The organism is Sphingopyxis sp. H050 (genome assembly GCF_001468265.1).
In the GTDB taxonomy this organism is placed as follows: Bacteria; Pseudomonadota; Alphaproteobacteria; order Sphingomonadales; family Sphingomonadaceae; genus Sphingopyxis.
Window position 1 is genome coordinate 92,750 of record NZ_LNRZ01000010.1, and the last position, 23,140, is coordinate 115,889.

General features: G+C 67.5%; 22 protein-coding genes. 10 read left to right on the plus strand and 12 right to left on the minus strand.

The window, feature by feature from the left end; translation table 11 throughout:
- Window positions 1-273: 273 nt before the first annotated feature.
- Window positions 274-2,934 (plus strand): DNA mismatch repair protein MutS, encoded by a 2,661-nt coding sequence (mutS, locus tag ATE67_RS18060; RefSeq protein WP_058818041.1) that lies wholly within the window; start codon window positions 274-276, stop codon window positions 2,932-2,934.
- On the plus strand, window positions 2,931-5,690 hold the full coding sequence (locus ATE67_RS18065; protein WP_058818042.1) for a [protein-PII] uridylyltransferase: 2,760 nt from the start codon (window positions 2,931-2,933) through the stop codon (window positions 5,688-5,690). The genes mutS and ATE67_RS18065 overlap by 4 nt, the downstream gene beginning before the upstream one ends.
- Before the next feature lie 89 nt (window positions 5,691-5,779).
- Here the strand turns inward: ATE67_RS18065 and ATE67_RS18070 are convergent, their stop codons facing one another.
- The 11 genes from ATE67_RS18070 to ATE67_RS18120 form a co-directional block, all read right to left on the minus strand.
- Window positions 5,780-6,739: an alpha/beta hydrolase gene (locus ATE67_RS18070; RefSeq protein ID WP_058818043.1), complete on the minus strand. Its 960-nt coding sequence runs from the start codon at window positions 6,737-6,739 to the stop codon at window positions 5,780-5,782.
- Between the two features lie 469 nt (window positions 6,740-7,208).
- Complete coding sequence (gene pheT / locus ATE67_RS18075) at window positions 7,209-9,593, minus strand: phenylalanine--tRNA ligase subunit beta (protein ID WP_058818044.1); 2,385 nt, start codon at window positions 9,591-9,593, stop codon at window positions 7,209-7,211.
- On the minus strand, window positions 9,590-10,687 hold the full coding sequence (gene pheS / locus ATE67_RS18080; protein ID WP_058818045.1) for a phenylalanine--tRNA ligase subunit alpha: 1,098 nt from the start codon (window positions 10,685-10,687) through the stop codon (window positions 9,590-9,592). Before pheS ends, pheT begins: the two co-directional genes overlap by 4 nt.
- A gap of 145 nt (window positions 10,688-10,832) precedes the next feature.
- On the minus strand, window positions 10,833-11,726 hold the full coding sequence (locus ATE67_RS18085) for a helix-turn-helix domain-containing protein (protein ID WP_231728217.1): 894 nt from the start codon (window positions 11,724-11,726) through the stop codon (window positions 10,833-10,835).
- Window positions 11,727-12,081: 355 nt separating this feature from the next.
- Complete coding sequence (rplT, locus tag ATE67_RS18090) at window positions 12,082-12,447, minus strand: 50S ribosomal protein L20 (protein ID WP_058818046.1); 366 nt, start codon at window positions 12,445-12,447, stop codon at window positions 12,082-12,084.
- A gap of 13 nt (window positions 12,448-12,460) precedes the next feature.
- The gene (gene rpmI / locus ATE67_RS18095) at window positions 12,461-12,664 is read right to left on the minus strand and encodes a 50S ribosomal protein L35 (protein WP_037555449.1); all 204 of its coding nucleotides are present in this window, start codon (window positions 12,662-12,664) and stop codon (window positions 12,461-12,463) included.
- 118 nt (window positions 12,665-12,782) lie between these two features.
- Entirely contained in the window at window positions 12,783-13,133 is a 351-nt protein-coding gene (locus ATE67_RS18100) for a GFA family protein (protein WP_058818047.1), read from the minus strand.
- 13 nt (window positions 13,134-13,146) lie between these two features.
- Window positions 13,147-13,929: a histidinol-phosphatase gene (gene hisN, locus ATE67_RS18105; RefSeq protein ID WP_058818114.1), complete on the minus strand. Its 783-nt coding sequence runs from the start codon at window positions 13,927-13,929 to the stop codon at window positions 13,147-13,149.
- Between the two features lies 1 nt (window position 13,930).
- Window positions 13,931-14,338 carry a bleomycin resistance protein gene (locus ATE67_RS18110; protein ID WP_058818048.1) on the minus strand — a complete coding sequence of 136 codons (408 nt, stop codon included), beginning with the start codon at window positions 14,336-14,338 and terminating at the stop codon, window positions 13,931-13,933.
- Window position 14,339: 1 nt separating this feature from the next.
- The gene (locus ATE67_RS18115) at window positions 14,340-15,275 is read right to left on the minus strand and encodes a ribose-phosphate pyrophosphokinase (RefSeq protein WP_058818049.1); all 936 of its coding nucleotides are present in this window, start codon (window positions 15,273-15,275) and stop codon (window positions 14,340-14,342) included.
- 73 nt (window positions 15,276-15,348) lie between these two features.
- Window positions 15,349-16,110, minus strand: a complete 762-nt coding sequence (locus tag ATE67_RS18120) for a LytTR family DNA-binding domain-containing protein (RefSeq protein ID WP_058818050.1) — start codon at window positions 16,108-16,110, stop codon at window positions 15,349-15,351.
- Window positions 16,111-16,262: 152 nt separating this feature from the next.
- Between ATE67_RS18120 and ATE67_RS18125 the strand changes: the two genes are divergently transcribed.
- The 6 genes from ATE67_RS18125 (at window position 16,263) to ATE67_RS18150 (ending at window position 21,746) form a co-directional block, all read left to right on the plus strand.
- Entirely contained in the window at window positions 16,263-16,760 is a 498-nt protein-coding gene (locus ATE67_RS18125) for a DUF2306 domain-containing protein (RefSeq protein ID WP_058818051.1), read from the plus strand.
- A 48-nt stretch (window positions 16,761-16,808) separates the two neighbouring features.
- Window positions 16,809-18,482: an NAD+ synthase gene (locus ATE67_RS18130; protein ID WP_058818052.1), complete on the plus strand. Its 1,674-nt coding sequence runs from the start codon at window positions 16,809-16,811 to the stop codon at window positions 18,480-18,482.
- 48 nt (window positions 18,483-18,530) lie between these two features.
- Window positions 18,531-19,838 (plus strand): glutamate--tRNA ligase, encoded by a 1,308-nt coding sequence (gene gltX, locus ATE67_RS18135; protein WP_058818053.1) that lies wholly within the window; start codon window positions 18,531-18,533, stop codon window positions 19,836-19,838.
- Window positions 19,839-19,984: 146 nt separating this feature from the next.
- On the plus strand, window positions 19,985-20,719 hold the full coding sequence (locus ATE67_RS18140; protein WP_058818054.1) for an energy transducer TonB: 735 nt from the start codon (window positions 19,985-19,987) through the stop codon (window positions 20,717-20,719).
- 217 nt (window positions 20,720-20,936) lie between these two features.
- Window positions 20,937-21,104 carry a 50S ribosomal protein L33 gene (gene rpmG / locus ATE67_RS18145; RefSeq protein WP_058818055.1) on the plus strand — a complete coding sequence of 56 codons (168 nt, stop codon included), beginning with the start codon at window positions 20,937-20,939 and terminating at the stop codon, window positions 21,102-21,104.
- A gap of 396 nt (window positions 21,105-21,500) precedes the next feature.
- The gene (locus tag ATE67_RS18150; protein ID WP_058818056.1) at window positions 21,501-21,746 is read left to right on the plus strand and encodes a hypothetical protein; all 246 of its coding nucleotides are present in this window, start codon (window positions 21,501-21,503) and stop codon (window positions 21,744-21,746) included.
- Between the two features lie 11 nt (window positions 21,747-21,757).
- Here ATE67_RS18150 and ATE67_RS18155 read toward each other — a convergent pair whose 3' ends face one another.
- Window positions 21,758-22,120, minus strand: a complete 363-nt coding sequence (locus tag ATE67_RS18155; protein WP_058818057.1) for a response regulator — start codon at window positions 22,118-22,120, stop codon at window positions 21,758-21,760.
- 89 nt (window positions 22,121-22,209) lie between these two features.
- Here ATE67_RS18155 and ATE67_RS18160 point away from each other — a divergent pair, with 89 nt between their 5' ends.
- Both ATE67_RS18160 and ATE67_RS18165 read left to right on the plus strand, forming a co-directional pair.
- Entirely contained in the window at window positions 22,210-22,482 is a 273-nt protein-coding gene (locus ATE67_RS18160) for a DUF3572 family protein (protein ID WP_231728218.1), read from the plus strand.
- Window positions 22,479-23,132, plus strand: coding sequence for a hypothetical protein (locus ATE67_RS18165; RefSeq protein WP_058818059.1), 654 nt, complete (start codon window positions 22,479-22,481; stop codon window positions 23,130-23,132). The genes ATE67_RS18160 and ATE67_RS18165 overlap by 4 nt, the downstream gene beginning before the upstream one ends.
- Window positions 23,133-23,140 lie beyond the last annotated feature (8 nt).

Consider the following 23,140-nt stretch of genomic DNA (forward strand, 5'->3'; position numbering starts at 1 on the left):
TCCCAATCCCCTAGCGTCACTCGGGCCGATTGTAACCCCGCGATGTTGCAAATGGCGGGCGTCCAGGCGCAGGGGTTTCGGACGACCGGATGCGACCGATTGCGGCCCTAGCTGATGTGATCCCCGGCGAAAGCCGGGGCCCATCTTCCCGCGGTGCAACTGGGCCCCGGCTTTCGCCGGGGATCACATAAGGAAACGTCCGCTCCCCACCCCAGAGCCCACCTCGTCTCACCCGCGCCTTGCCTTGACGTCCCCAACGGCTAAGCAGGTCCGATGTCCGCCACCGCCCGCACCGCCGCCAACAGCAACGCCGCGCCCGCCGCAACGCCGATGATGGCGCAATATTGGGCGTTGAAGGCGAACGCGGGCGATTGCCTGCTCTTCTACCGCATGGGCGATTTCTTCGAGCTGTTTTTCGACGATGCGAAGGCCGCGGCCTCGACGCTCGACATCGCGCTGACCTCGCGCGGCGAGCATGGCGGCGAGCCGGTGCCGATGTGCGGCGTGCCCGTCCATTCCGCCGAATCCTATCTCGCGCGGTTGATCAAGGCGGGGCACCGCGTCGCGATCGCCGAACAGGTCGAAACCCCCGCCGAGGCCAAGGCGCGCGGCGGGTCGAAGGCGCTCGTCGCACGCGCGATCGTCCGCTTCGTGACCGCGGGCACGCTGACCGAAGAGGCGCTGCTCGAAGGGCGCAGCGCCAACCGCCTCGCCGCGCTCGCACAGGTCGGCAGCGAGGGCGAGGTCGCGATCGCCGCCGCGGATATTTCGACCGGCCGCTTCGAGATCGTCACGGTGCGACCCGAACAGGTCGACGCCGAACTCGCGCGGCTCGCGCCGTCCGAGCTGCTGGTCAGCGAAACTGCCGACGACGTGCCCGAATGGGTCGCGCGGCAGGTCGTGCGGCGGCCGCAGGGCGACTTTTCGAGCACGACGGCGCAAAAGCGTCTCGAGACCTTCTTCGGCGTCCAGACGCTCGACGGCTTCGGCCAGTTCGGCCGCGGCGAACTCGCCGCGATGGGCGCGCTCGTCGCCTATCTCGACCATGTCGCGGCCGGCCAGCCGATTTTCCTCCAGCCGCCGCTGAAGCATCACGCGTCGGGCCGGATGGCGATCGACGCCGCGACGCGCGAAAGCCTCGAACTCGTCCGCACGATGGCGGGCGCGCGCGACGGCAGCCTTCTCGGCACCATCGACCGCACCGTTACCGCCGCCGGCGCGCGGCTGCTCGCCGACGATCTTGCGAGCCCGCTCACCGACAAGGACGCGATCCTCGACCGGCTCGATCTCGTCGATGCCCTTGCGCGCGATGCCCTGTGGCGCGGCGATCTGCGCGCCGCACTCCGCGCGCTTCCCGACGCCGGGCGCGCGCTCGGCCGCCTCGTTGCCGGGCGCGGCGGCCCACGCGATCTCGCGCAGCTCCGCGATGCGCTCGGCGGCGCGCGCCTCTTGCGCGAACGTCTCGCGCGCCGCCCCGAGCTGCCCCCCTTGCTCGCGCGGCTGCTTCCGGCCCTCGACGGCCATGGCGCGCTCGTCGACGCGCTGTCGCGCGCGCTGATCGAAACCCCGCCGGTCGACGCGGCGCAGGGCGGCTATGTCGCGGAGGGCTATGACCATGCGCTCGACGCCCTGCGCGAAACCGCGCGCGACGGGCGCAAGGCGATCGCGGCCTTGGAGGCGCAGTATCGCGACCGCACAGGCATCGCGTCGCTCAAGATCCGCCACAATGGCGTGCTCGGCTATCATGTCGAGGTGCCCGCGAAGCACGCCGACGCGCTGCTGGCGCCCGAATCGGGCTTCACCCACCGCCAGACGCTCGCGGGCGTCGTGCGCTTCAACTCGTCCGACCTGCACGAGGCCGCGAGCCGCGTGACGCAGGCGGGCGTCCACGCGATCGCCGCAGAGGCCGCGCATCTCGAGGCGTTGACCGAGGCCGCGGTGTCGCGCCGCGAAGCGATCGCCGCGAGCTGCGACGTCCTCGCGCGCATCGACGTCGCCGCCGCGCTCGCCGACCATGCGATGAGCCACAATTGGTGCCGTCCCGACCTTGCGGACGAGCCTTGCCTCGACGTCACCGGGGGGCGTCATCCGGTCGTCGAGGCGGCGCTCGCGAAATCGGGCGAGCGCTTCGTGCCCAACGACGTCTCGCTGTCGGAAACCGACCGGCTGTGGCTCGTCACCGGCCCGAACATGGGCGGTAAATCGACCTTCCTCCGCCAGAATGCGCTGATCGTCGTGCTTGCCCAGGCGGGCGCGTTCGTCCCCGCGGCTTCGGCGAAGCTCGGGCTCGTCGACCGGTTGTTCAGCCGCGTCGGGGCAAGCGACAATCTCGCGCGCGGGCGCTCGACCTTCATGGTCGAGATGGTCGAGACCGCCGCGATCCTGGCGCAGGCAACGCCGCAGAGCTTCGTCATCCTCGACGAGGTCGGGCGCGGCACCTCGACCTATGACGGGCTCGCGCTCGCCTGGTCGGTGGTCGAGGCGGTGCACGAGGTCAACAGGTGCCGCTGCCTCTTCGCGACCCACTACCACGAGCTGACGCGCCTCGCCGAAACCTTGAACGCGCTGTCGCTCCACCATGTCCGCGCGCGCGAATGGCAGGGCGATCTGGTGCTGCTCCACGAAGTCGCCGAAGGCCCCGCCGACCGCAGCTACGGCCTTGCGGTCGCGCGGCTCGCTGGCGTGCCTGCCAGCGTCGTCAAACGCGCCGAGGCGGTGCTCGCCAAGCTGGAGGCCGGGCGCGAGAAGACGGGCGGGCTTGCGGCGGGTCTCGACGATTTGCCGCTCTTCGCCGCCACCCTTGCCGAGGCGCCGGCCGCTGTGAAGGATGCGCTTCGCGAGGCGCTGGGCGCGATCGAGCCCGACGCGCTCGCGCCGCGCGAGGCGCTCGATGCACTCTATCGCCTCAAGCAGATCGTGGCGGACGAGGCATGAGCGATCCGTTCGACAATCTGGAAAACCGCCGCGCCATCATCGACCGCCGCGCGCTGTCGAACCGGCTCGACGACATCGCTGCGGAAACGAGCGACATCGGCAAGCGCCGCCGCGCGATGGTCGACCTGCTCAAGGCCGCGCTCGAACAGGGCCGCGCCGAAATCGACCGGCGCCTGCTGGACCGTCCCTCGTCGGGCCGCGTCGCCGCGAGCGCCACGGCGTTCCTGATCGACCAGATCGTCCGGCTCAGCCACGATTTCACGATCGAGCATCTCTATCCCTCGGGCAACCGCTCGGCGGGCGAGCGGATCACCTTGGTGGCCGTCGGCGGATACGGCCGCGGCGAGATGGCGCCGTTCAGCGACATCGACATCGGCTTTCTGACCCCGTTCAAGCAGACGAGCTGGACCGAACAGGTGATCGAGGCGCAGCTTTATACGCTGTGGGATCTCGGGCTGAAGGTCGGCCATTCGTCGCGCTCGATCGACGAGATGATCCGCGCCGCGAAAGAGGATCTGACGATCCGCACCGCGCTGCTCGAGGCGCGCTTCATCTGGGGCGACCGCGCCCTGTACGACCAGGCCGCGGCGCGCTTCGATGCCGAGGTCGTCGCCGGCAATGCCCGGTCGTTCGTGGCCGAAAAGCTCGCCGAACGCGACGAGCGGCACAAGCGCATGGGCGATTCGCGCTATGTCGTCGAACCCAATGTGAAGGAAGGCAAGGGCGGGCTCCGCGACCTTCACACGCTCTTCTGGATCGGCAAGTTCATCCACCGCGTCCGCACCGTCCCCGAGCTCGTCGACGCGGGGCTGCTCACCAGCCGCGAGCTTCGCCAGTTCGAGCGCGCCGAGAATTTTCTGCTCGCCGTCCGTTGCCACCTCCACACGCTCGCGGGCCGCGCCGAGGATCGCCTGACCTTCGACTTCCAGCGCGAAATCGCCGAGCGGATGCAGTTCGCCGAGCGGCCGGGCAAGAGCGCGGTCGAGCGCTTCATGCAGCTCTATTTCCTGCACGCCAAAAGTGTCGGCGACATCACCGGCACCTTCCTCGCGCATCTCGACGAACAGATGGCGGCGCGCGGCCGCCGCTTCCTGCCGACGCTGCGACGGCGGCCGGGCAAGCTGAATGGCTTCGTGCTCGATCGCGGCCGGCTGGCGCTGCCGTCCGACGATTTCTTCCAGAAGGACCCGGTGCGGCTGGTCGAGATCTTTGCGCTTGCCGACAAACATGGCCTCGAAATCCATCCGCAGGCGATGCGGCAGGCGCGCCACGACGCGAAGCTGATCGAAACCAAGGGGATCCGCCGCAATCCCCGCGCGAACGAGCTGTTCCTCGACGTGCTGACCAGTCCACGCGATCCCGAAACGGTGCTGCGCTGGATGAACGAGGCGGGGGTCTTCGGCCGCTTCGTGCCCGATTTCGGCCGCGTCGTCGCGCAGATGCAGTTCGACATGTATCATCACTACACCGTCGACGAGCACACGATCCGCGCCATCGGTCTCCTCTCGGACATCGAACAGAATCGGCTGAAGGACGATCATCCGCTGTCGACCGCGATCATGGACCAGATCCATTCGCGCCGCGTCATCTACGTTGCGGTCCTGCTCCACGACATCGCCAAGGGCCGCGGCGGCGACCATAGCGTGCTCGGCGCCGAACTCGCGCTGCGCGTCTGCCCGCGGCTGGGGCTGAGCGAGGCCGAGACCGAGACGGTGTCGTGGCTCGTGCGCTATCACCTGCTGATGTCGGCGACGGCCTTCAAGCGCGACCTCGCCGACTTCAAGACGATCCTGGATTTCGCGCAGCTCGTCCAGAGCCCCGAGCGCCTGCGCCTGCTCCTCGTCCTGACCGTCGTCGACATCCGCGCGGTCGGCCCCGGCGTCTGGAACAGCTGGAAGCGCCAGCTGCTCACCGAATTGTTCGACGCCGCCGAGGAAGTGCTGCGCCTCGGTCACAAGCAGCGCGGACGCGAGGCGCGGATCGAGGCGAAGAAGGAAGCCGTCGCCGCGATCCTGGCAATGGAGGAAAAGGCTTTCGCCAAGCTCATCAAGCGCCTGCCCGAAAGCTATTGGATCGCCGAGCCGGTCGAGGTGATCGCCGCCAACCTTCGCCACATTCAGGAGGCGGGCGATTCGCCGCTGCATATCGCCGCGGTGCCCGATCAGGATCGCGGGGCGACTTTGGTCATGGTGCTCGCGGCCGACCATCCCGGGCTCTTCTACCGCATGGCGGGCGGCATCCATCTTGCCGGCGGCAACATCATCGACGCGCGCATCCACACGACGCGCGACGGGCTCGCGCTCGACAATTTTCTCGTCCAGGACCCGCTCGGGCGACCGTTCGCGGAGAGCGGCCAGATTGCGCGGCTGACGCGGGCGATCGAGGATGCGCTCGCCAACCGGCAGAAATTGCTCCCGAAACTCGAAGCGCGCGCCTTGCCGCGCACCCGCGCCGAGGCCTTTCGTATCGCCCCCAGCGTGTTCATCGACAATAAGGCGTCGAACCGCTTCACGGTGGTCGAGGTCAATGCGCAGGACCGCCCCGCGCTATTGAACCAACTGGCCTATGCGCTCTTCCAGTCGAAGGTGACGGTGCACAGCGCGCATGTCGCGACTTATGGCGAACGCGCGGTCGACACATTTTACGTGACCGACCTGATCGGGGACAAGATCGACAGCGCGGCGCGCGTGAAGAGCCTCGAGAAGCGCCTGCTCGAAGCGGCGGGGAGCCGCAGCGAGGAGGCGGTGGCGGCCTGATTGCGCTTTGGGGGCGAGTTAAGACTTCAACACTTGATCGTCATCCCCGCGGACGCCGGGATGACGGGCTACCGCCCGCGGACCGTCCGTCACCCGCCAGCCGGTCCCGTCATCCTCGCCGCGGCAGCCAGCAGCCCGCCGTTGAACCGCTGCGACAGCGCGGCGTCGGGGATGGCATTGAACGCGTGGATCGCCCCGGCATAGCTGTGCAGATCGACGGACACGCCCGCGGCGACGAGCCGCCGGGCATAGTCGAGATTTTCATCGAAGAAGAGGTCGAGGCTGCCGGTCGCGATGTAGGCGGGCGGCAGGTTTGAAAGATCATCGGCAAGGCTCGGCGAAAACCATCCCCGCCGGTCGTCGTCGAGCGTGTAGTCGCCCTGAAGCGCCGTCCAGCCGAAGCGATTGGCGGCGCGCGTCCAGATGAATTCGCCCGTCACCGGGTTGGCATGGGGACAGGCGTCGCTGCCGGTGCGGTGATCGAGCATCGGATAGGTGAGCAATTGCCCCGCGAGGGCCGGCCCGCCAAGGTCGCGCGCCATGATCGCCAGCGCCGCCGCCAGCCCGCCACCCGCGCTCTCGCCCGCAACGATGATTTTGCCCGCGGCGAAGCCGATGGTTTCGGCTTGTCCCGCGAGCCAGGTCAACGCCGAGTGGCAATCCTGCTGCGGCGCCGGGAACGGATGTTCGGGGGCGAGGCGATATTCGACCGAGACGACGGGCACGCCCGCCGTCGCCGCCAGCATCGCCGGGCCCGCCTGCATCTGCTTGACCGACCCCATGACCATCCCGCCGCCGTGGATATGCAGGATCGCCCCGGCATCGGCGCGGATGGTGTCGGGACGGAAGAGATAGACGGGAATATCGGGCCCGCCGTGGACCGACGGCAGATATAATTCCTCGGGTACGATCACCGGCGGCGGCAGGATCGCATAGGTTTCGGCCGCCTTGACTCGAATCTCGGCGATCGGCGCGGAACCGAGGTCGACGCGCGGAAACAGGTCGATCAGCGGCGCGATCTCGCGGTCGACAAGGTGGCGGGTGTCCATGGTGAATCTCTCTCCGGAATCTGGTGCCCGAACCAATTGCACGAGATCCGCATCATGCTCCAGCCGGCATCTCGAAAGGCGGCTGGAGGCGGCCGGCTGCTGTCATATCCTTCATCGTCACCCTGAACTTGTTTGGCGATTATGCCGTGAAGCCAAGTAGGCGGCGTTTCCCCGCCTCGTCATCCCGGCGAAGGCCGGGATCTCGCCCTATCGCTAAACGCACCGGGGAGATCCCGGCCTTCGCCGGGATGACGATGAAGGGTGAATTAGCGTTACCTGTCTCAAGGGGATAATGACCAACTTGTTTCAGGGTCCATGGTCTGCCGTTTCCTCAAGCGCAGCGCCAGACGAGAGCGCAGGCCAGGGATGCTGAAACAGCGAGGCCACCGCCGCAGCCAGCATGACGAAGGGTGGAAGTCCGCTCCCCGCTCCCGAACAGCCTGTCCGGCGCGGGCGGCATCTCCTCCGCTTATCCGCGCAGCACCGCCCCGACCTTCGCCGCCGCCGCGACCACCTTGTCGGCGATCGCCTTCAGCTCGGCATCGGTGAAGCTTTTCTCCAGCGGCTGCAGCTCGACCTCTACCGCCAGGCTCACCTGTCCCTCGGGCACGCCCTGCCCGGCGAAGCGGTCGAACAGCCGCGCGTCGACGATCGCCGCCTTGTCGGCGCCGCGGATCGCGCGGACCAGATCGCCGGCCGCCAGCGTTTCGGGTGCCAGGAAGGCGAAGTCGCGCCGAACCGATTGCAAGGCGGGCGGCGTGAAGGCCGCGCGGGCGGGGCCGCTTGCGCGCTTCGCCGGGACCGCGTCGAGGAAGATCTGCACCGCCATCACCGGCCCGTCGACGTCGAAATGCTTCGTCAGCGCCGGGTGCAGCGCGCCGAATTCGGCGAGCACCGCCTTGGGGCCGAGGCGTAGCGTCGCCGACTGGCCGGGGTGCCAGATGCCGGCTTCGGCGACGGCCTCCATCACCTGCAACCGGTCGGCGGGGGCGCCCGCGGCGTCGAGCAGCGCCAGCGCTGCCGCTTTCGCGTCGAAGGCGTCGAAAGGCGCGGCCTTGCCGGTCTGCCAGCCGCGCGGCGTCTTGTCGCCCGCCATCAGCACGCCCAGCGTCGGATGCTCGGTGGCGCCGACATAGCGGCGGCCGATCTCGAACAGGCGGATGCTGCCCGCGCCGCGATTCTGGTTGCGCGCGGCGGCGGCGAGCAGGCCGGGAAGCAGCGACGGGCGCATGACCTTGAGGTCTTCGCTGATCGGGTTCGCGAGGCTCCAGGTGCCGCCGCCGAAGGGCGCGGCCTCGCGCTCGCTGACGAACGACCAGGTCACCGCTTCGTGGAAGCCCGCCGACGCAGCCGCGCGGCGCACGCGGCGCTCGACGAGCTGATCGGGGGTCGCTGTCGGCTTCGCGACGCCGTCGGTTCGCGGCAAGGGCGCCGACGCGATGGCGTCGAAGCCGGTGATGCGCGTGACTTCCTCGACGATGTCGGGGGCGCCGTCGACGTCGCGGCGCCAGCTCGGCACCGCTACCTTCCACGGATTCCCCTCGGTCACGCCAAAGCCGAGCGCTTCCAGGATTTCGCGTTGCTTGGCGGGTTCGATCGCGATGCCGCCGAGCGTGGCCGACAGCGCCGGGTCATAATCGACGATCTTGTCTGCGGCGGGCGGGGAGCCTGCGCGCGTCATCGCCGACGCCGTACCGCCGCAAATGTCGAGCACATAGCGCGTCACGATCGCGGTGCCGTCGTCCAGAAACGCCGGATCGACCCCGCGCTCGAAACGGCTGCGCGCGTCGCTGGTAAGGCCCAGCGCCTGTCCGGTCAGCGCGATGCGCTCGGGAGTGAAGTAAGCGATCTCGATCAGGACGTCGGTCGTGTCCTCGCTGCAGCCCGAATGCTCGCCGCCCATGATGCCCGCGATGTCGTGGACCTCGCGCTCGTCGGCGATCACGGTCATCGTGTCGCTGAGGCTGTAGTCCTTCCCGTTCAGGGCGGTGACGGTTTCGCCATCCTTCGCGCGCCGCGCGACGAGCGCGCCGCTCAGCTTGGCGCGGTCGTAGATATGGCTCGGGCGGCCGAGGTCGAACATCACATAGTTGCTGATGTCGACGAGCGCCGAGATTGAGCGCTGGCCGATGGCTTCCAGGCGGCGGCGCATCCATTCGGGCGCTGCAACGCGGTTGTCGACGCCCGCGATGGTGCGGCCGTAGAAGGCGGGGCAGGCTTCGGGGTCGAGGGTAGCGATCTCGGTCGCGGGCGCACCCGCGCCGTCGATCGCGGGAATGGCGAGCGGCTTCAGCGTGCCGAGTCCGGCGGCGGCCAGATCGCGTGCGATGCCGCGCACCCCCATGCAATCCTGCCGGTTCGGGGTGATCGAAATGTCGATCACCGGGTCGCCCGCGCCGCTATAATCGGCGAAGGGTGTGCCGACCGGCGCGTCGGCGGGAAGCTCGATGATCCCGTCATGATCGTCGCCGAGTTCGAGCTCGCGCGTCGAGCACATCATGCCGTTCGATTCGATGCCGCGCACGGCGGCGACCTTCAGCTCCATGCCATTGACCGGCACCACCGCGCCGGGCAGGCCGAGCACGCCGACCAGGCCCGCGCGCGCATTCGGCGCGCCGCAGACGACGGTCAGCGGAACGCCGTCGCCGCTATCGACGGTCAGCACCTGCAACTTGTCGGCCTGCGGATGCTTCTCGGCGGTCAGGACGCGCGCGACGCGGAAGCCTGCGAGCTTTTCGGCCGGATTTTCGACGCCTTCGACCTCATGGCCGATGCGGTTGAGGGTCGCGACGACATCGTCGACGCCATAGGTGCCGTCCAGATGCTCGCGGAGCCAGTCGAGGGTGATCTTCATGCCGATATCCCTCCGCTCAGCGTGGGCACATTCAGTGCGCCGAACCCGTAGTGCGCCAGCCAGCGCAGGTCGCCGTCGAAGAAGGCGCGCAGGTCATCCATCCCATATTTGAGCATCGCGAGCCGGTCGACCCCGACCCCGAAGGCGAAGCCCTGCCAGACATCGGGATCGAGCCCGCAATTGGCGATCACGCGGCGGTTGACCATGCCGCTGCCGAGCAGCTCCATCCACGCATGGCCCTCGTCGTCGCCGTTGCCGCCGACGATGCGGCGGCCCTTTTCCTGTTTATAGCCGACATCGACCTCCGCCGATGGTTCGGTGAAGGGGAAATAGCTCGGGCGCAGGCGCAGCACGATGTCGTCGCGCTCGAAATAGGCCTTCAGGAAGGTCTCGAGCGTCCACTTGAGGTGGCCCATATGGATGCCGCGGTCGATGACGAGTCCTTCGACCTGATGGAACATCGGTGTATGCGTCGCGTCGCTGTCGCTGCGATAGACGCGGCCGGGAGCTATGATCCTGATCGGAGGCGATTTTTCCATCATCGTGCGGATCTGCACCGGCGACGTATGCGTGCGCAGCAACATACGCTGCGCGGCACCTTCGCCAACTTCCGGAAAATAGAATGTGTCGTGCATCGCGCGCGCGGGATGCGTCTCGGGGATATTGAGTGCGGTGAAATTGTGCCAGTCGTCCTCGATCTCGGGGCCCGTTGCGACTGCGAAACCCATGTCGGCGAAGATTTCGGCGAGTTCGTCCATCACCTGGCTCACCGGATGGACGCTGCCTTGCGCGGCGGCGGCGGCGGGCAGCGTCATGTCGAGCTTTTCGCTCGCGAGCTTCGCGTCGAGCGCGGCGCCTTCGAGCGCGGCCTTGCGCGCTGCGATCGCTGCGGTGACGGCTTCGCGCAGGGCATGGATTTTCGGGCCCTCGGCCTGCCGCTCCTCAGGGCTCATCGCACCGAGCGTTTTGAGCAGGCCGGTGACGCTGCCTGCCTTGCCCAGCGTCGCGACCCGCAGCGCCTCGAGTCCATCGAGATCGGCCGCGGCTCCGATCTCGCCCACCAGCTTGGCCTGCAGGGCCTCTGTGTCGCTCATTGTCGTTCGTCCTGTTCCGGCGGCGCTGCCGCTGCCGGCCTGCGATTCTGTTGTCGGTATGGAGACGGCGGCTGCCCGCGCGTCCGTCGCCCGCCGCTTGCACCGAACGCGCTCCGCAATCAAGCCTCTAGGCCGAATTGCGGGCTTATCCGGCGGGTTTGTGGAGGCCCTGCACCGCCTCGCCCGCCGCCGCGGCGCGCGCCAGCGCGGCGGAGCCGAGGATCGGCTTCGGCCGCGCCGCATAGGCGCGCGGGCTCATCCCCATGAAGCGCTGGAAATCGCGGGTGAACTGCGCCTGGTCGTAATAATGATAGTCGAGCGTATCGATCCAGCTCATCGCCGGGTCGAGCATGAAGCGCGCGAGGCTGCGCAGGAAGCGCTGGCGGCGGATCAGCAGCTTGGGCGAAAAGCCGAACGCGCGGCGCGAGAGGCGTTCGACCGACCGCTCCGACAGTCCCAGCCTTTCGGCGAAAGCGGCGACGCTGGTCAGATCGTCGTCCATGAGCGCGGCATGGGCGGCAGAGATAGCCGGATCGTCGCGCGCCGCCTGCGCCAACATTTTGACGAAAGCGTCGTCGATCAGCCGCGCTGCCGCCTCGACATCGTTCGCCTGCCGCAGCCTGTCCAGCAGTGGCGCGAGATCGGCAAAGACCGGATGCGTCGCGCCGTCGATCGACCGGTCGGCGAGATCCTCGGCGGGCAGCGCGAAGAATTTCGCCCAGCCCGCGGGCAGGATGCCGATACCCCAGGCGCGCATATTGCCCGCCGCGAAATAGGCCGCCTTGCTCGTCGGTCCGGTGACGATGAAATGCGGGGCCAGCGTGCCGTCGGGATCGATCATCGGCCGCTCGCCGTCGATGAAGCGCAGATTCGCCCATTCGGGGTGCAGATAATCCTCGACGCGCGTCCCCGGCGGCGTCGCGACCTCGGTCAGATAGATGATGCTGCAATAGGGGCGGAGCGCCGTCGACACGGGGAAAAAGCGCGTGACGACGCGCACGCCGTCGGCCGGCCTGCCAAGGTCCTGTTGTCCCACCACGGAACAACCCTAGCGGGGCTCCACGCAAAAAAACAACAGCCTAGGCAGTATTTTTGTCGGGTTTTTACAATTTTGGCAGCATTCGCGACGGCATAAGTCGCGGCAGGGGAAACTTCCACCAGCCGGCGGCTTTCTGCGACCCACGGCTTTTCGGTATGGGGGAGGGGGCGATGGTTTTCCACTGGAGCCATTGTCGGAACGGCGCGAAGGGAGACCTTCGCGCCGTTCCTGTTTCAGCGCGTCCATTGTCCGCCAACGCGGAAAGCAGCACCGGCCCGCTCCCCACCCGGCCTCCCCAACGAAAAAGGGCGGCCCCGTCGGGACCGCCCTTTTGCTTCGGCGATGGCCGTAAAGCTTAGGCTGCCTTGGGCAGCGCCGCTTTCGCCTGCGCGATGAGGGTGGTGAATACACCGCCTTCGTTCATCGCGAGATCGGCCATAACCTTGCGGTCGAGCTCGATGCCGGCAAGCTTCACGCCGTGCATGAACTGCGAATAGGTGAGGCCCTCGGCGCGGACCGCGGCGTTGATGCGCTGGATCCAGAGAGCGCGGAAGCTGCGCTTCTTAACCTTGCGGTCGCGATAGGCGTACTGGCCGGCCTTTTCGACGGCCTGCTTGGCGATGCGGATGGTGTTCTTGCGACGGCCATAATAGCCCTTCGCCTGTTCCAAAACGCGCTTGTGCTTGGCGCGCGTGGTGACGCCGCGTTTGATGCGTGACATGGTCTAGCGCTCCTTACTTCAGGCCGTAGGGCGCCCAGAGGCGCACATGGGCCGCGTCCGAATCGCTGAGCACGCTGGTGCCGCGGTTGGTGCGGATATATTTGCTATTGTGCGAAATCAGGCGGTGGCGCTTGCCGGCGACGCCGTGCTTCACCTTGCCCGAGGCGGTGAATTTGAAGCGCTTCTTCACACCGCTCTTGGTCTTCATCTTGGGCATTTTGGTCTCCTTTTGAAGTCCGTTTGCGTATCGGCCTGGCAGCCCTTGTCGCCAGCCGGTACAATCGGAAGCGGCGCGCTTAGGGGGATTCGCCCTGAAATGCAAGCGATTCGGGGCCCTAAAAACTTGCCCCATCGACCTTCTGGATCGTCAGCGCATCCAGATCGGCGTCGGGCACACAGCGCAGGTTCACGGCCGCCATCTTCTCGCCCGCGAGCCCGGTGCCCACCGCGAAGCCCTGGCATCCGCATTCGATGCAGAATTGATGGTCGATATTATGCTTGTGGAATTGGTAGCTGTTGAGCTTCTCGGCGCCGGTTTCGAGCCGGAACCGGTCGAGCGGGACGAAAGCGAGGAGAAAGCCCTTGCGGCGGCAGTGCGTGCAGTTGCAGCTCATCGCCGTGGTCGGGATGTCGCCCTCGACCGAATAAGTTACCGCGCCGCAGTGGCAGCTGCCTTCGAAAGCCATGGTCCTCTCCCGTTCAGTGGTGACACGCCAATCCTTCGATCACATCCTCGAGCCGCGCCGGATCGCCGAGCGCGATCACATGGCCCGAGCTGTCGGCGTTGAGCGGGTCGCCGTTCCAGTCGCACATCGTCCCGCCCGCGCCCTCGACGACGGGGACCAGCGCGGCGAAATCGTGGAGCTTCAGGCCTGCCTCGACGACGAGGTCGATATGCCCGCTCGCGAGCAGGCCGTAATTGTAGCAGTCGCCGCCGAAAACCATGCGCTTGTGCGAGGTCTTCGCCGCCAGCGCCATGAAATGCTCGCCGTCATGGTCGCTGAAATATTGCGGTCCGGTCGTCGCGAGCACCGCGTCGGACAGGGTGCGGCACGTGCGCGTCGCCGCAGGCTTGCCGTTGAAGAGCGTCGGCTGGCCCATCGCGCCGACCCAGCGTTCGCCGGCGATCGGCTGATCGATGATCCCGATCAGCGGCCAGCCGTCCTGGAGCAGCGCGATCAGGGTGCCGAAGATCGGCCGCCCCGCCATGAAGCTGACCGTGCCGTCGATCGGGTCGAGCACCCATTGGCGCGCGGCTTCGCTGCGCTCGGCGCCATATTCCTCGCCGATGATCCCGTCGCGCGGCGCCTCGGCATCGAGCAAGCGCCGCATCGCCGCCTCGGCGGCGCGGTCGGCCTCGGTCACCGGCGAGGCGTCGGCCTTCGCTTCATGGGCATAGCCCGAGCGGAAGAAGGGACGGATGGCGGCGCTGGCGGCATCGGCGAGGCGATGCGCGAGGGCGATGTCGGATTCGAGGCTCATGTCAGCCGCGATAGTCCCATTGACCGGCATTGTCGCCAACGCCTTCGCCGAAGGTGATCAGATTTCCGCCGGGGTCGCGCACCCAGCATTCGCGCTGGCCGTACGGATGGGTCTTGGGCGGCCCCCAGCGGCTGGCCGGAAGCGCGGCGAACTGCGGCTCGTAGGCCGCGAACAGCGCATCGACGTCGCGCACGTCGATATAGATGTGCGAACAGCCCGGCGGGTTGAGCGCGCCTGCATCGAGCTGGAGAATGCGAAGTCCGATGCGCTCGCGCTCGACATAGGCATAGCCGCCATCATCGACATGCACGGGGAACCCGAGCAGGTCGCGATAAAAGGCCAGCGCAGGCTCCATCGCGGCGACCCCGAGAAAGGGCGTCACCTGGATGAAGGGCGATTGGACGCTCATGTCAGTCGAAGAGCGAGGAGACGCTCGATTCGTCGGCGATACGTTTGATCGCCTCGCCGAGAAGCGGGGCGACCGTTAGCGCGCGGACCTTGCCACTGTCGTTGACCGCGTCGGTCGGCTGGATCGAATCGGTGATGACCAGTTCGGTGAGTTCGCTCGCCTCGACGCGCGCGACCGCGCCGCCCGACAGCACGCCGTGGGTACAATAAGCGACGACGCCCTCGGCGCCCGCGGCCTTCAGCGCGCCCGCTGCGTTGCAGAGCGTGCCGGCCGAATCGACGATATCGTCGATCAGGATGCAGAAGCGGCCCTTCACGTCGCCGATGATGTTCATCACCTCCGATTCGCCGGCGCGCTCGCGGCGCTTGTCGACGATCGCCAGCGGCGCGTTGTCGAGCCGTTTGGCGAGCGCGCGGGCGCGGACCACGCCGCCGACGTCGGGCGACACGACCATCAGATTCTTGTCGCCGAAGCGCGCCTGAATGTCGGCGCTCATCACCGGCGCGGCATAGAGATTGTCGGTCGGGATATCGAAGAAGCCCTGGATCTGCCCCGCATGGAGATCGATCGCCAGCACGCGGTCGGCGCCCGAGGTGGTGATCAGGTTCGCGACGAGCTTGGCCGAGATCGGGGTGCGCGGGCCGGGTTTCCGGTCCTGGCGGGCATAGCCGAAATAGGGGATCACCGCCGTGATGCGCTTCGCCGAGGCGCGGCGGAGCGCGTCGGTGATGATCAGCAGCTCCATCAGATTGTCGTTCGCGGGAAAATTGGTCGGCTGGACGACGAACACATCCTGACCGCGAACGTTTTCGTGGATCTCCACGAAGACCTCTTCGTCGGCGAAGCGGCGCACGCTGGTGTCGGTCAGCGGCAGCTCGAGATAATCGGCGATCGCGCGGGCCAGCGGCAGGTTGCTGTTGCCGGAGATGAGTTTCATGGGGTGCAAGGCCCTTTCGCGGCGGATGGGATTGCGCGCCCCCTTAGCCAGCGCACGGCGATAGGGGAAGGGGTTAAAGCCAACGGGCGGCGCGCAGTTGCGGCATCAGGTCGCGCGCAACGGCGGCTTCCTGCCCGCCCTTGAGGATGAGCGTCGCGGTGCGACCCTCGCGGCGTACCGCGGCGACGGCGTCCTTTGCCACCCACCAGCTGCGGTGGATGCGCAGGCCCTCGACCGGGCCGAGCCGGTCGATCGCGTCGCGCATCCGCATCAGGATCAGCTCCTCGCGCCCGTCGCCGATGACGCGGACATAATGATCCTCGCCCTTGAGCGCGCGGACGGGCCCGAAGCCGGGCGGCAGCGGCAGCGCTGACGCGGCCGGCTCGGACGACGGCGCCGCAGCTTGGGGTTCGGCGATCGCTTGCGGCCGCGCCGCCACGGGCGCGCTGCGCCCGAAGATCGCGACCATCGCGATCGACACTGCCGCCGCAACGATGGCGATGTAGAGATACATGGTCCAGAAGTCCGGCGACCGCAACGCCGCGGCAAAGCTCCGCCCACTGCCCGTGATGATGACGACCAGCGTCAGCGGGACGCTGGCGACGGCGAGCGCGAGCAGGCGGCCTGCGAAGGACGGCATGCCGGTCGCCTCGCACAGCCAGTTTGCGACCACGCCGGTCGGGCGGAAAAACGCATAGCCGGCGACCAGCCAGATGACCCAGATCGCCATCCGCTGCGCCGGCGGCGCGGTGAATGTGCCGAACGGGCCGAGCAGCCCGATCAGCAGCCCGAGCGCGACAATCACCAGCAATTCGATCGTCAGCCGCTTCGCCATAGGGCGTCTTGTGCGTGCCATTTCGCGCAGCGTCAATCGGCCGTCCGCCCGCTTTCGCGAAGAAATCCGCCGCTTTTGCGAAGAGGCGATTGCCCGCGAACGGCCAGCGGGCAGGGAAAGGGCATCGAAGCCGCCAGCAACAGGATTGGACCGTGACCGCTCTTGCCGCCCCCGCCCATACCGGACATATCCGCCGCATCGCCGCGACCGCACTGCTCGTCCTCGCCGTGATCGTCCTCGCGCTGCTTGTCCGCCCTTTCATCGGCACGTCGGATTATCGGACCCCGGCCTGGGCGATCTGGGTCCACCTCGCGACCGTCATCCCGGCGCTGCCGCTCGGCGCCTGGCTGCTCTGGCGCCGGCGCAAGGGCGACGCCGCGCATCGTATCGGCGGGCGCGTCTGGGTGCTGCTGATGATCGTCACCGCGATAGACAGCTTCTGGATCCGGACGATCACCGGCGGCATCGGGCCGACCCACCTCTTCTCCCTCGTGACGCTGGTGCAGATTCCGCGCGCGATCCTGTTCGCGAAGTCGGGGCAGATCGAGCGGCATCGGAGGACGATGCGCGGGGTCTATTTCGGGCTGATCGCGGCCGGCTTCTTCGCGATGGCGCCCGGCCGCACGCTGTGGGCGCTGATCTTCGGCTGAGCGTCTCTTCGGTTGAACGGGACGGGCGGTTGGTCCTAAAGCCGGGACATGACCGAGCAGCTGACCATCGTCCTTTCGCAGATGACCCAGACGGTCGGCGACCTTGCCGCCAACGCCGCCGCGATGCGCGCGGTGCGGGCGCGTCACGGGCAAGCCGACCTGATCCTCTATCCCGAGTTGCAGCTGATCGGCTATCCGCCCGAGGATCTGGTGCGCAAGCCCGCGCTCGCGGCGCAGGCCGCGACGCTGCTCGCCGAACTTGCCGCGGATACCGCCGACGGCGGTCCGGCGATGCTCGTCGGATCGGTCGAATGGGAGGGCGATGCGCTCTACAATATCGTCGCGCTGCTCGACGGCGGCCGGATCGTCGCGACGCGGCGCAAGCATGAACTGCCGAATTACGGCACCTTCGACGAAAAGCGCGTTTTCGTGCCCGGGCCGCTGCCCGACGTCGTCGAATGGCGCGGGGTCCGGCTGGGGCTGCCGATCTGCGAGGACGGCTGGCTGCCGACCGTTTGCCGGCATCTCGCAGGCCAAGGCGCCGAACTGCTGATCTCGGTCAACGGCAGTCCTTATGAGATCGACAAGGACGAGCGGCGGCTGACGCAGGTGTTCGCGAGCCGCGTCGCCGAAACCGGGCTGCCGCTGATCTTCCTCAACCGCATCGGCGGGCAGGACGAGCTGGTGTTCGACGGCTGTTCGTTCGTGCTGAACGGCGACGGGACGACCGCGCACCGGCTGACCGACTGGGAGCCCGAGGAGCGGGTGACGCGCTGGACCAAGGGCGCCCCAGATGGGGAGGGGGGCGGCTGGGCCTGCGATGCGGGCGCGATCACCGAATGGGAGGCGCGTCCCGCCGACATCTACAGCGCGATGATTCTCTCCTTGCGCGACTATGTCGAGCGCAACCGCTTTCCCGGCGTGGTGCTCGGCCTGTCGGGCGGGATCGATTCGGCGATTTGCGCCGCGATCGCCGCCGACGCCCTAGGCGCGGACAAGGTCTGGTGCGTGATGCTGCCGAGCCGCTTCACGAGCCAGGAAAGCCTCGACGATGCCGCGGGCTGCGCCGCGATGATCGGGTGCCGGCTCGACACCATCCCGATCGTCCCGGCGGTCGAGGCGTTCGATCAGATGCTGGCGGGCAGCTTCGCCGACCGCGACGTCGACATCACCGAGGAGAATGTCCAGTCGCGCATCCGCGGCGTGACGCTGATGGCGCTCAGCAACAAATTCGGGCCGATGCTGCTGACGACGGGCAACAAGAGCGAGATGAGCGTCGGCTATGCCACCATCTACGGCGACATGGCGGGCGGCTATAATCCGCTGAAGGACGCGTACAAGATGACGGTCTTCGCGCTTGCCGAGTGGCGCAACGCGAATGTGCCGCGCCTGTCGCGCAACCCGGTGACGCCGGTGATGCCCGCGAATATCGTCACCAAGCCGCCGAGCGCCGAGCTGCGCCCCGACCAGAAGGACGAGGACAGCCTGCCGCCCTATGCCGATCTCGACCGCATGCTGCATATGCTCGTCGAGGAGGAAGCGAGTGTCGACGATGTCGTCGCGCGCTATGGCTTCGATCGCGACGCGGTGGTGCGGATCGAGCGGCTGCTGATGCTCGCCGAGTACAAGCGCCGGCAGGCGCCGCCGGGGGTCAAGCTGTCGACGCGCAACTTCGGCCGCGACCGGCGCTATCCGATCACGCACGGGTTCCGGACGGCCTGACTCGCGCCGCCGACTCGCATCGTCAGCGAAACCGGCTATAGGCGCGCCATGACCGTTACGACCCGCTTCGCTCCCTCGCCGACCGGCACTCTCCACGTCGGCAATGTCCGCACCGCGCTCCACAATTGGCTGTGGGCGCGCAAGCATGGCGGGCGCTTCCTGTTGCGCATCGACGACACCGATCTCGAACGCTCGAAAGAGGAATATGTCGACGGCATTCGCGCCGACCTTGCGTGGTTGGGGCTCGATGTCGACGGCGAGGAGCGGCAGTCGGCGCGCTTTGCGCTGTACGAGGCCGAATTCGACAGGTTGAAAGCGTCGGCGCGCGTCTATGCCTGTTACGAGACGCCTGAAGAGCTCGACATTCGCCGCAAGGTGCTGCTCTCGCGTGGCCTGCCGCCGGTGTACGAGCGCAAGCCCGCCGACGCGCCGGTCCCTGCGGGAGTCGCGCCGCACTGGCGGTTCAAGCTCGACCATGACGCGCCGATCGAGTGGGCCGATATGGTTCGCGGTCTTCAGCATTTTGAACCGAAAAACATGTCTGACCCGGTCGTGCGCCGGGCCGACGGCAGCTGGCTCTATCTGCTGCCGAGCGTCATCGACGATATCGCTATGGGCATCACCCATGTCGTGCGCGGCGAGGATCATGTGTCGAACACCGCGGCGCAGATCCAGATGTTCGAGGCGCTTGGCGCAAAGCCGCCCGCCTTTGCGCATGAGGCGCTGCTCGTCGGGACCGAGGGCAAGCTGTCGAAGCGGCTGGGCTCGCTCGGCATGGCGAGCCTGCGCGAGGACGGGATCGAGCCGATCGCGCTCGTCGCGCTGCTCGCGCGATTGGGGACGAGCGACCCGGTCGAGCCGGTGACGTCGGCGGCGCCGCTGATCGAGAGCATCGACTTCGCGCGCTTCGGCCGGGCGCCGGCGCGCTTCGACGAGGGCGAACTGGCGCTGCTCAACCAGAAGATCCTGCACCACACCGACTATGCCGCGGTCGCGCCGCGCCTGCCGATCGCGATCGACGAAGCGCGCTGGAACGCCATCCGCCCGAATCTGATGACGGTTGCCGAGGCGGCCGATTGGGCGGCGGTGTTCGATGGACCGTTCGATCCGCCAGCGGCCGCCGACGAGGACCGGCCGATGCTGGCCGCGGCCGCCGCCGCTGCCCCCGGCATCGACTGGAGCGCCGACCCCTGGCACGCGCTGACCGATGCGGTGAAGGAAGCGACAGGGGCCAAGGGCCGCGCGCTTTTCCTGCCGCTGCGCCGCGCGCTGACGGGACGCGATCATGGTCCCGACATGGGCGAATTGCTGCCGCTCATCGCCAAGGATCAGGTAGTCCTGCGGCTGTCGGCTTAGGCGCCTCTTCCTCCTCATCGCGCCCGACGTCCTTGCCGACCTTCCCACTTGACATTGTCGGTAATGTTATACTATTACATGATCAGACTTGGCTGATAGCAGCGGTTGAGCGCGGGGCCGGGTCGTTCGAGGCAAGGAGAGAGGCCATGACCCTGATTCCGTTGATGTCCGCCATCATCGCGGCACCCGAAGCGATGACTGCGCCCGAAGGCGCGCCGGCGCTGCGGCGTGAGAGCTACAACCCGGGCGCGGGGCACCGCCCGCTGGCGGCGACGTTGGCGATCGGCCTGCCGGTCGCGCTCGCGATTGCGGTCGCGCTGTCGCCGATGATTGCCGAGATTGCCCCCAAGTCGACGCCGATCATCGGGACACTGATCGAGATCGAGAAGCTCGACCCCCCGCCACCCGATCCGCAGCCGACCCAAAGGCAGGCGACGCCGAACCCGACCTCGCCGACCGAGGTCTTCGACCCGGTCGTTCCGACCCCGCCGCTCAGTGACAACAGCACCGACGTCGGTCCCAAGATATTCGACCCCGTCATCCCCACCGGCGACGTCTATGTTGCGCCCGTCGATCCGCCGAAGCCGGCACCCTTCGTGCTCGCCAAGCTCGATGCGCGATATGCCGGCAGTTTCCAGCCCGACTATCCGGCGCGCGAACAGCGCGAAGGCGTCGAAGGCGTCGCGAGGGTGCGCGTGCTGATCGGCGCCGATGGCCGCGTGAAGGCGGTCGAACTGGTCAGCACCGACAGCCCGGGCTTTTTCGAGGAGACGAAGCGCCGTGCCCTTGCCAAATGGCGCTTCAAGCCCGCAACGCGCGGCGGGGTGGCCGAAGAAAGCTGGCAGACGATGACCGTCCGCTTCGAGATCAAGAACGCCTGAACGGGCTGACCGCACCCCTCCCGGGCGGGCGGTTTCGTGCCGCCCGCCCGCGCCTTTTGCTTGACAGCGTCGCCGAATCCCGCCAATGGCGCGCGGATAAATGGGGGCGGCGCCCGGTGCGCGGCCCTCTTGTTTTTCAAACCAACCGTCGGGGCCATAGTCCCGCCGCATCGGCCGGACCTCCGGCGGATGTGCAGATTTTTCGAGGAACAGGGCCATGGCCAAGCCGACGACCGTCAAGATCAAGCTGGTGAGCACCGCCGACACGGGCTTTTTCTACGTCACCAAGAAGAACCCGCGCACGATGACCGAAAAGATGTCGGTGCGGAAGTACGACCCGCGCGTGCGCAAGCATGTCGAGTTCAAGGAATCGAAGATCAAGTGACGCATCGATCCGTTCGGCAAGGCTGAACGGACCGGCGATGCGCCATCCCCGCGAAGGCGGGGCTCCAGAAGGGCGGCCGAGCGCCGCCCTTTTTCGTGCGCTTTTGGGGCGTCCGTATGGGGGTGGGGAGCTGCCAAAGAATCCTCCCTGTCGCGCAGCGATGGGGAGGGGGACCGCGCCCGAAGGGCGTGGTGGAGGGGCCGCGACGTTGCGCCATTGGCCCCTCCGTCAGCGCTTCGCGCTGCCACCTCCCCATGCCTGCGGCACAGGGAGGATTGACCTCGGCTTCCGGCCTTTTCGGTCGCTTCTGGCCATCGAGCCTGGAGCGCTGCGGCGGGATTATCGAAGGCTTTACGCTCTTCCATCCATGATAGCGGTCCGAATCGGAGCGTCGTCATGAGCCTCGAAGATTTCTCGCGCGAAGTGATGGGCAAGCCGCCCAAGAACCGCGGCCTCATCGACCGCGCCATCTACACCGACGAGGACGGCTGCAGCTACGACCGGCAGGTTGTGACGAGCCGCATTCCGCTCGGCGTCGGCTTTGCCTTTTTTGCAGGGTTGCTGCTCGTCGGCTGGGCCAGCAATGACCCGGCGTGGACGGAGATGGTAGGCCAGACAAAGGCGTTTCTGAGCCTCTTCTGACGGCCGACAGGTCAGGCGAAGGCGCCGACGCTCTCGATGAACTTGATCACCGAAATCGGTTTCGAGACATAGGCTTCGGCCCCGGCAGCGCGGATCTGTTCCTCGTCGCCCTTTCCCGCATAGGCGGTGACTGCCATGATCGGCACCGCGCGCAGTCCGGCGTCGGCCTTCATCTGGCCGATCAGCTCGAGCCCGCTGACGTGCGGCAGCTGGATGTCCATGATGATGAGGTCGGGCGACACTTCGCGCGCCTTTGCCAGCGCATCGCGCCCGTCGCGCACCGGGTGCGCGCTATAGCCATGCGCGTTGAGCAGGTCGCAGAACAGGCGGAGGTTCAGCTCATTATCCTCGACGACCAGGATGGTCTTGCCCATGTTATCTATGTTCCCCACCTTGCATGCGCGGTCCGTTTAGGCGAATCGGCCGCACGACTCAATTGCCTCGCGCCGAAGGGAAATTCCGCTTGCACGAAGACGATGCCGCGCTCGCGCTCCATGCGCTCGGCTGGATCCTCAGCGACGAGCCGCGCGCCGAGCGCCTGCTCGGCATGACCGGGCTCGATCCGGACGCCCTGCGCGCCTCGCTCGGCGAACGCGCGACGCTTGCCGCGATCCTTTCGTTTCTCACCGCCTATGAGGCCGACTTGGTGGCGTGCGCCGAGGCGCTCGACGTCAAGCCCGAAGCGATCGCCGCCGCCGCGGCGCGCCTCGACGGACAGCAGAGGATGGACGCATGATCCGCCCCCCTTCTCGCCCCTTGGTCATCACCGATTGCGACGAGGTGCTGATGCACATGGTCGTCCCCTTCGCGCAGTGGGTCGACGAGGCGCATGGCGTGCTGTTCCGCATGGAGGATGCGAGCTTTGCCGGGGCGCTGAAGCGCAAGGAATGCGGGACGCCTTTGGAGGCGGCCGAGGTCTGGCCCTTGCTCGACGGCTTCTTTCGCACCGAGATGGGGCGGCAGACGGAGATTCCGGGCGCGATGGCGGCGATGGCGGCGATCGGCGATGTCGCCGACATCGTCGTCCTGACCAACGTCGGGCCCGATCATCAGGCGGCGCGCGCCGAGCAGCTGGCGGCGATCGGCCTCACCGCGCCGGTGATCGGCAGCCGCGGCGGCAAGGGCGAACCGGTGCGCGCGCTGATCGAAGAGCGCCGGCCGAGCGTCACGGTCTTCATCGACGATCTGCCGGGCCATCATCATTCGGTCGCGATCGAGGCGCCCGAGGTCTGGCGGCTGCATTTCGTCGGCGAACCCGCAATCGCCGACAAGGTGCGCCCGGCGAAACATGCGCATGCGCGAATCGACGATTGGAACGAGGCCCGCGACTGGATATTGGCGCGGCTCACCGAAAATATCCCGGCGCCTGCCGCCGAACTCGCATAAAGGAACGA

What these genes read in the sequence shown, in the direction of transcription:
- ATE67_RS18130 (WP_058818052.1), top strand. Translation starts at nt 16,809, where the DNA reads ATGACCGAGCAGCTGACCATCGTCCTTTCGCAGATGACCCAGACGGTC.
- ATE67_RS18150 (WP_058818056.1), top strand. Translation starts at nt 21,501, where the DNA reads ATGAGCCTCGAAGATTTCTCGCGCGAAGTGATGGGCAAGCCGCCCAAG.
- ATE67_RS18155 (WP_058818057.1), bottom strand. Translation starts at nt 22,120, where the DNA reads ATGGGCAAGACCATCCTGGTCGTCGAGGATAATGAGCTGAACCTCCGC.
- ATE67_RS18070 (WP_058818043.1), bottom strand. Translation starts at nt 6,739, where the DNA reads ATGGACACCCGCCACCTTGTCGACCGCGAGATCGCGCCGCTGATCGAC.
- ATE67_RS18110 (WP_058818048.1), bottom strand. Translation starts at nt 14,338, where the DNA reads ATGAGCGTCCAATCGCCCTTCATCCAGGTGACGCCCTTTCTCGGGGTC.
- ATE67_RS18140 (WP_058818054.1), top strand. Translation starts at nt 19,985, where the DNA reads ATGACCCTGATTCCGTTGATGTCCGCCATCATCGCGGCACCCGAAGCG.
- ATE67_RS18115 (WP_058818049.1), bottom strand. Translation starts at nt 15,275, where the DNA reads ATGAAACTCATCTCCGGCAACAGCAACCTGCCGCTGGCCCGCGCGATC.
- ATE67_RS18100 (WP_058818047.1), bottom strand. Translation starts at nt 13,133, where the DNA reads ATGGCTTTCGAAGGCAGCTGCCACTGCGGCGCGGTAACTTATTCGGTC.
- gltX (WP_058818053.1), top strand. Translation starts at nt 18,531, where the DNA reads ATGACCGTTACGACCCGCTTCGCTCCCTCGCCGACCGGCACTCTCCAC.
- rpmG (WP_058818055.1), top strand. Translation starts at nt 20,937, where the DNA reads ATGGCCAAGCCGACGACCGTCAAGATCAAGCTGGTGAGCACCGCCGAC.
- ATE67_RS18065 (WP_058818042.1), top strand. Translation starts at nt 2,931, where the DNA reads ATGAGCGATCCGTTCGACAATCTGGAAAACCGCCGCGCCATCATCGAC.
- rpmI (WP_037555449.1), bottom strand. Translation starts at nt 12,664, where the DNA reads ATGCCCAAGATGAAGACCAAGAGCGGTGTGAAGAAGCGCTTCAAATTC.
- rplT (WP_058818046.1), bottom strand. Translation starts at nt 12,447, where the DNA reads ATGTCACGCATCAAACGCGGCGTCACCACGCGCGCCAAGCACAAGCGC.
- ATE67_RS18165 (WP_058818059.1), top strand. Translation starts at nt 22,479, where the DNA reads ATGATCCGCCCCCCTTCTCGCCCCTTGGTCATCACCGATTGCGACGAG.
- pheS (WP_058818045.1), bottom strand. Translation starts at nt 10,687, where the DNA reads ATGAGCGACACAGAGGCCCTGCAGGCCAAGCTGGTGGGCGAGATCGGA.
- mutS (WP_058818041.1), top strand. Translation starts at nt 274, where the DNA reads ATGTCCGCCACCGCCCGCACCGCCGCCAACAGCAACGCCGCGCCCGCC.
- hisN (WP_058818114.1), bottom strand. Translation starts at nt 13,929, where the DNA reads ATGAGCCTCGAATCCGACATCGCCCTCGCGCATCGCCTCGCCGATGCC.
- pheT (WP_058818044.1), bottom strand. Translation starts at nt 9,593, where the DNA reads ATGAAGATCACCCTCGACTGGCTCCGCGAGCATCTGGACGGCACCTAT.
- ATE67_RS18120 (WP_058818050.1), bottom strand. Translation starts at nt 16,110, where the DNA reads ATGGCGAAGCGGCTGACGATCGAATTGCTGGTGATTGTCGCGCTCGGG.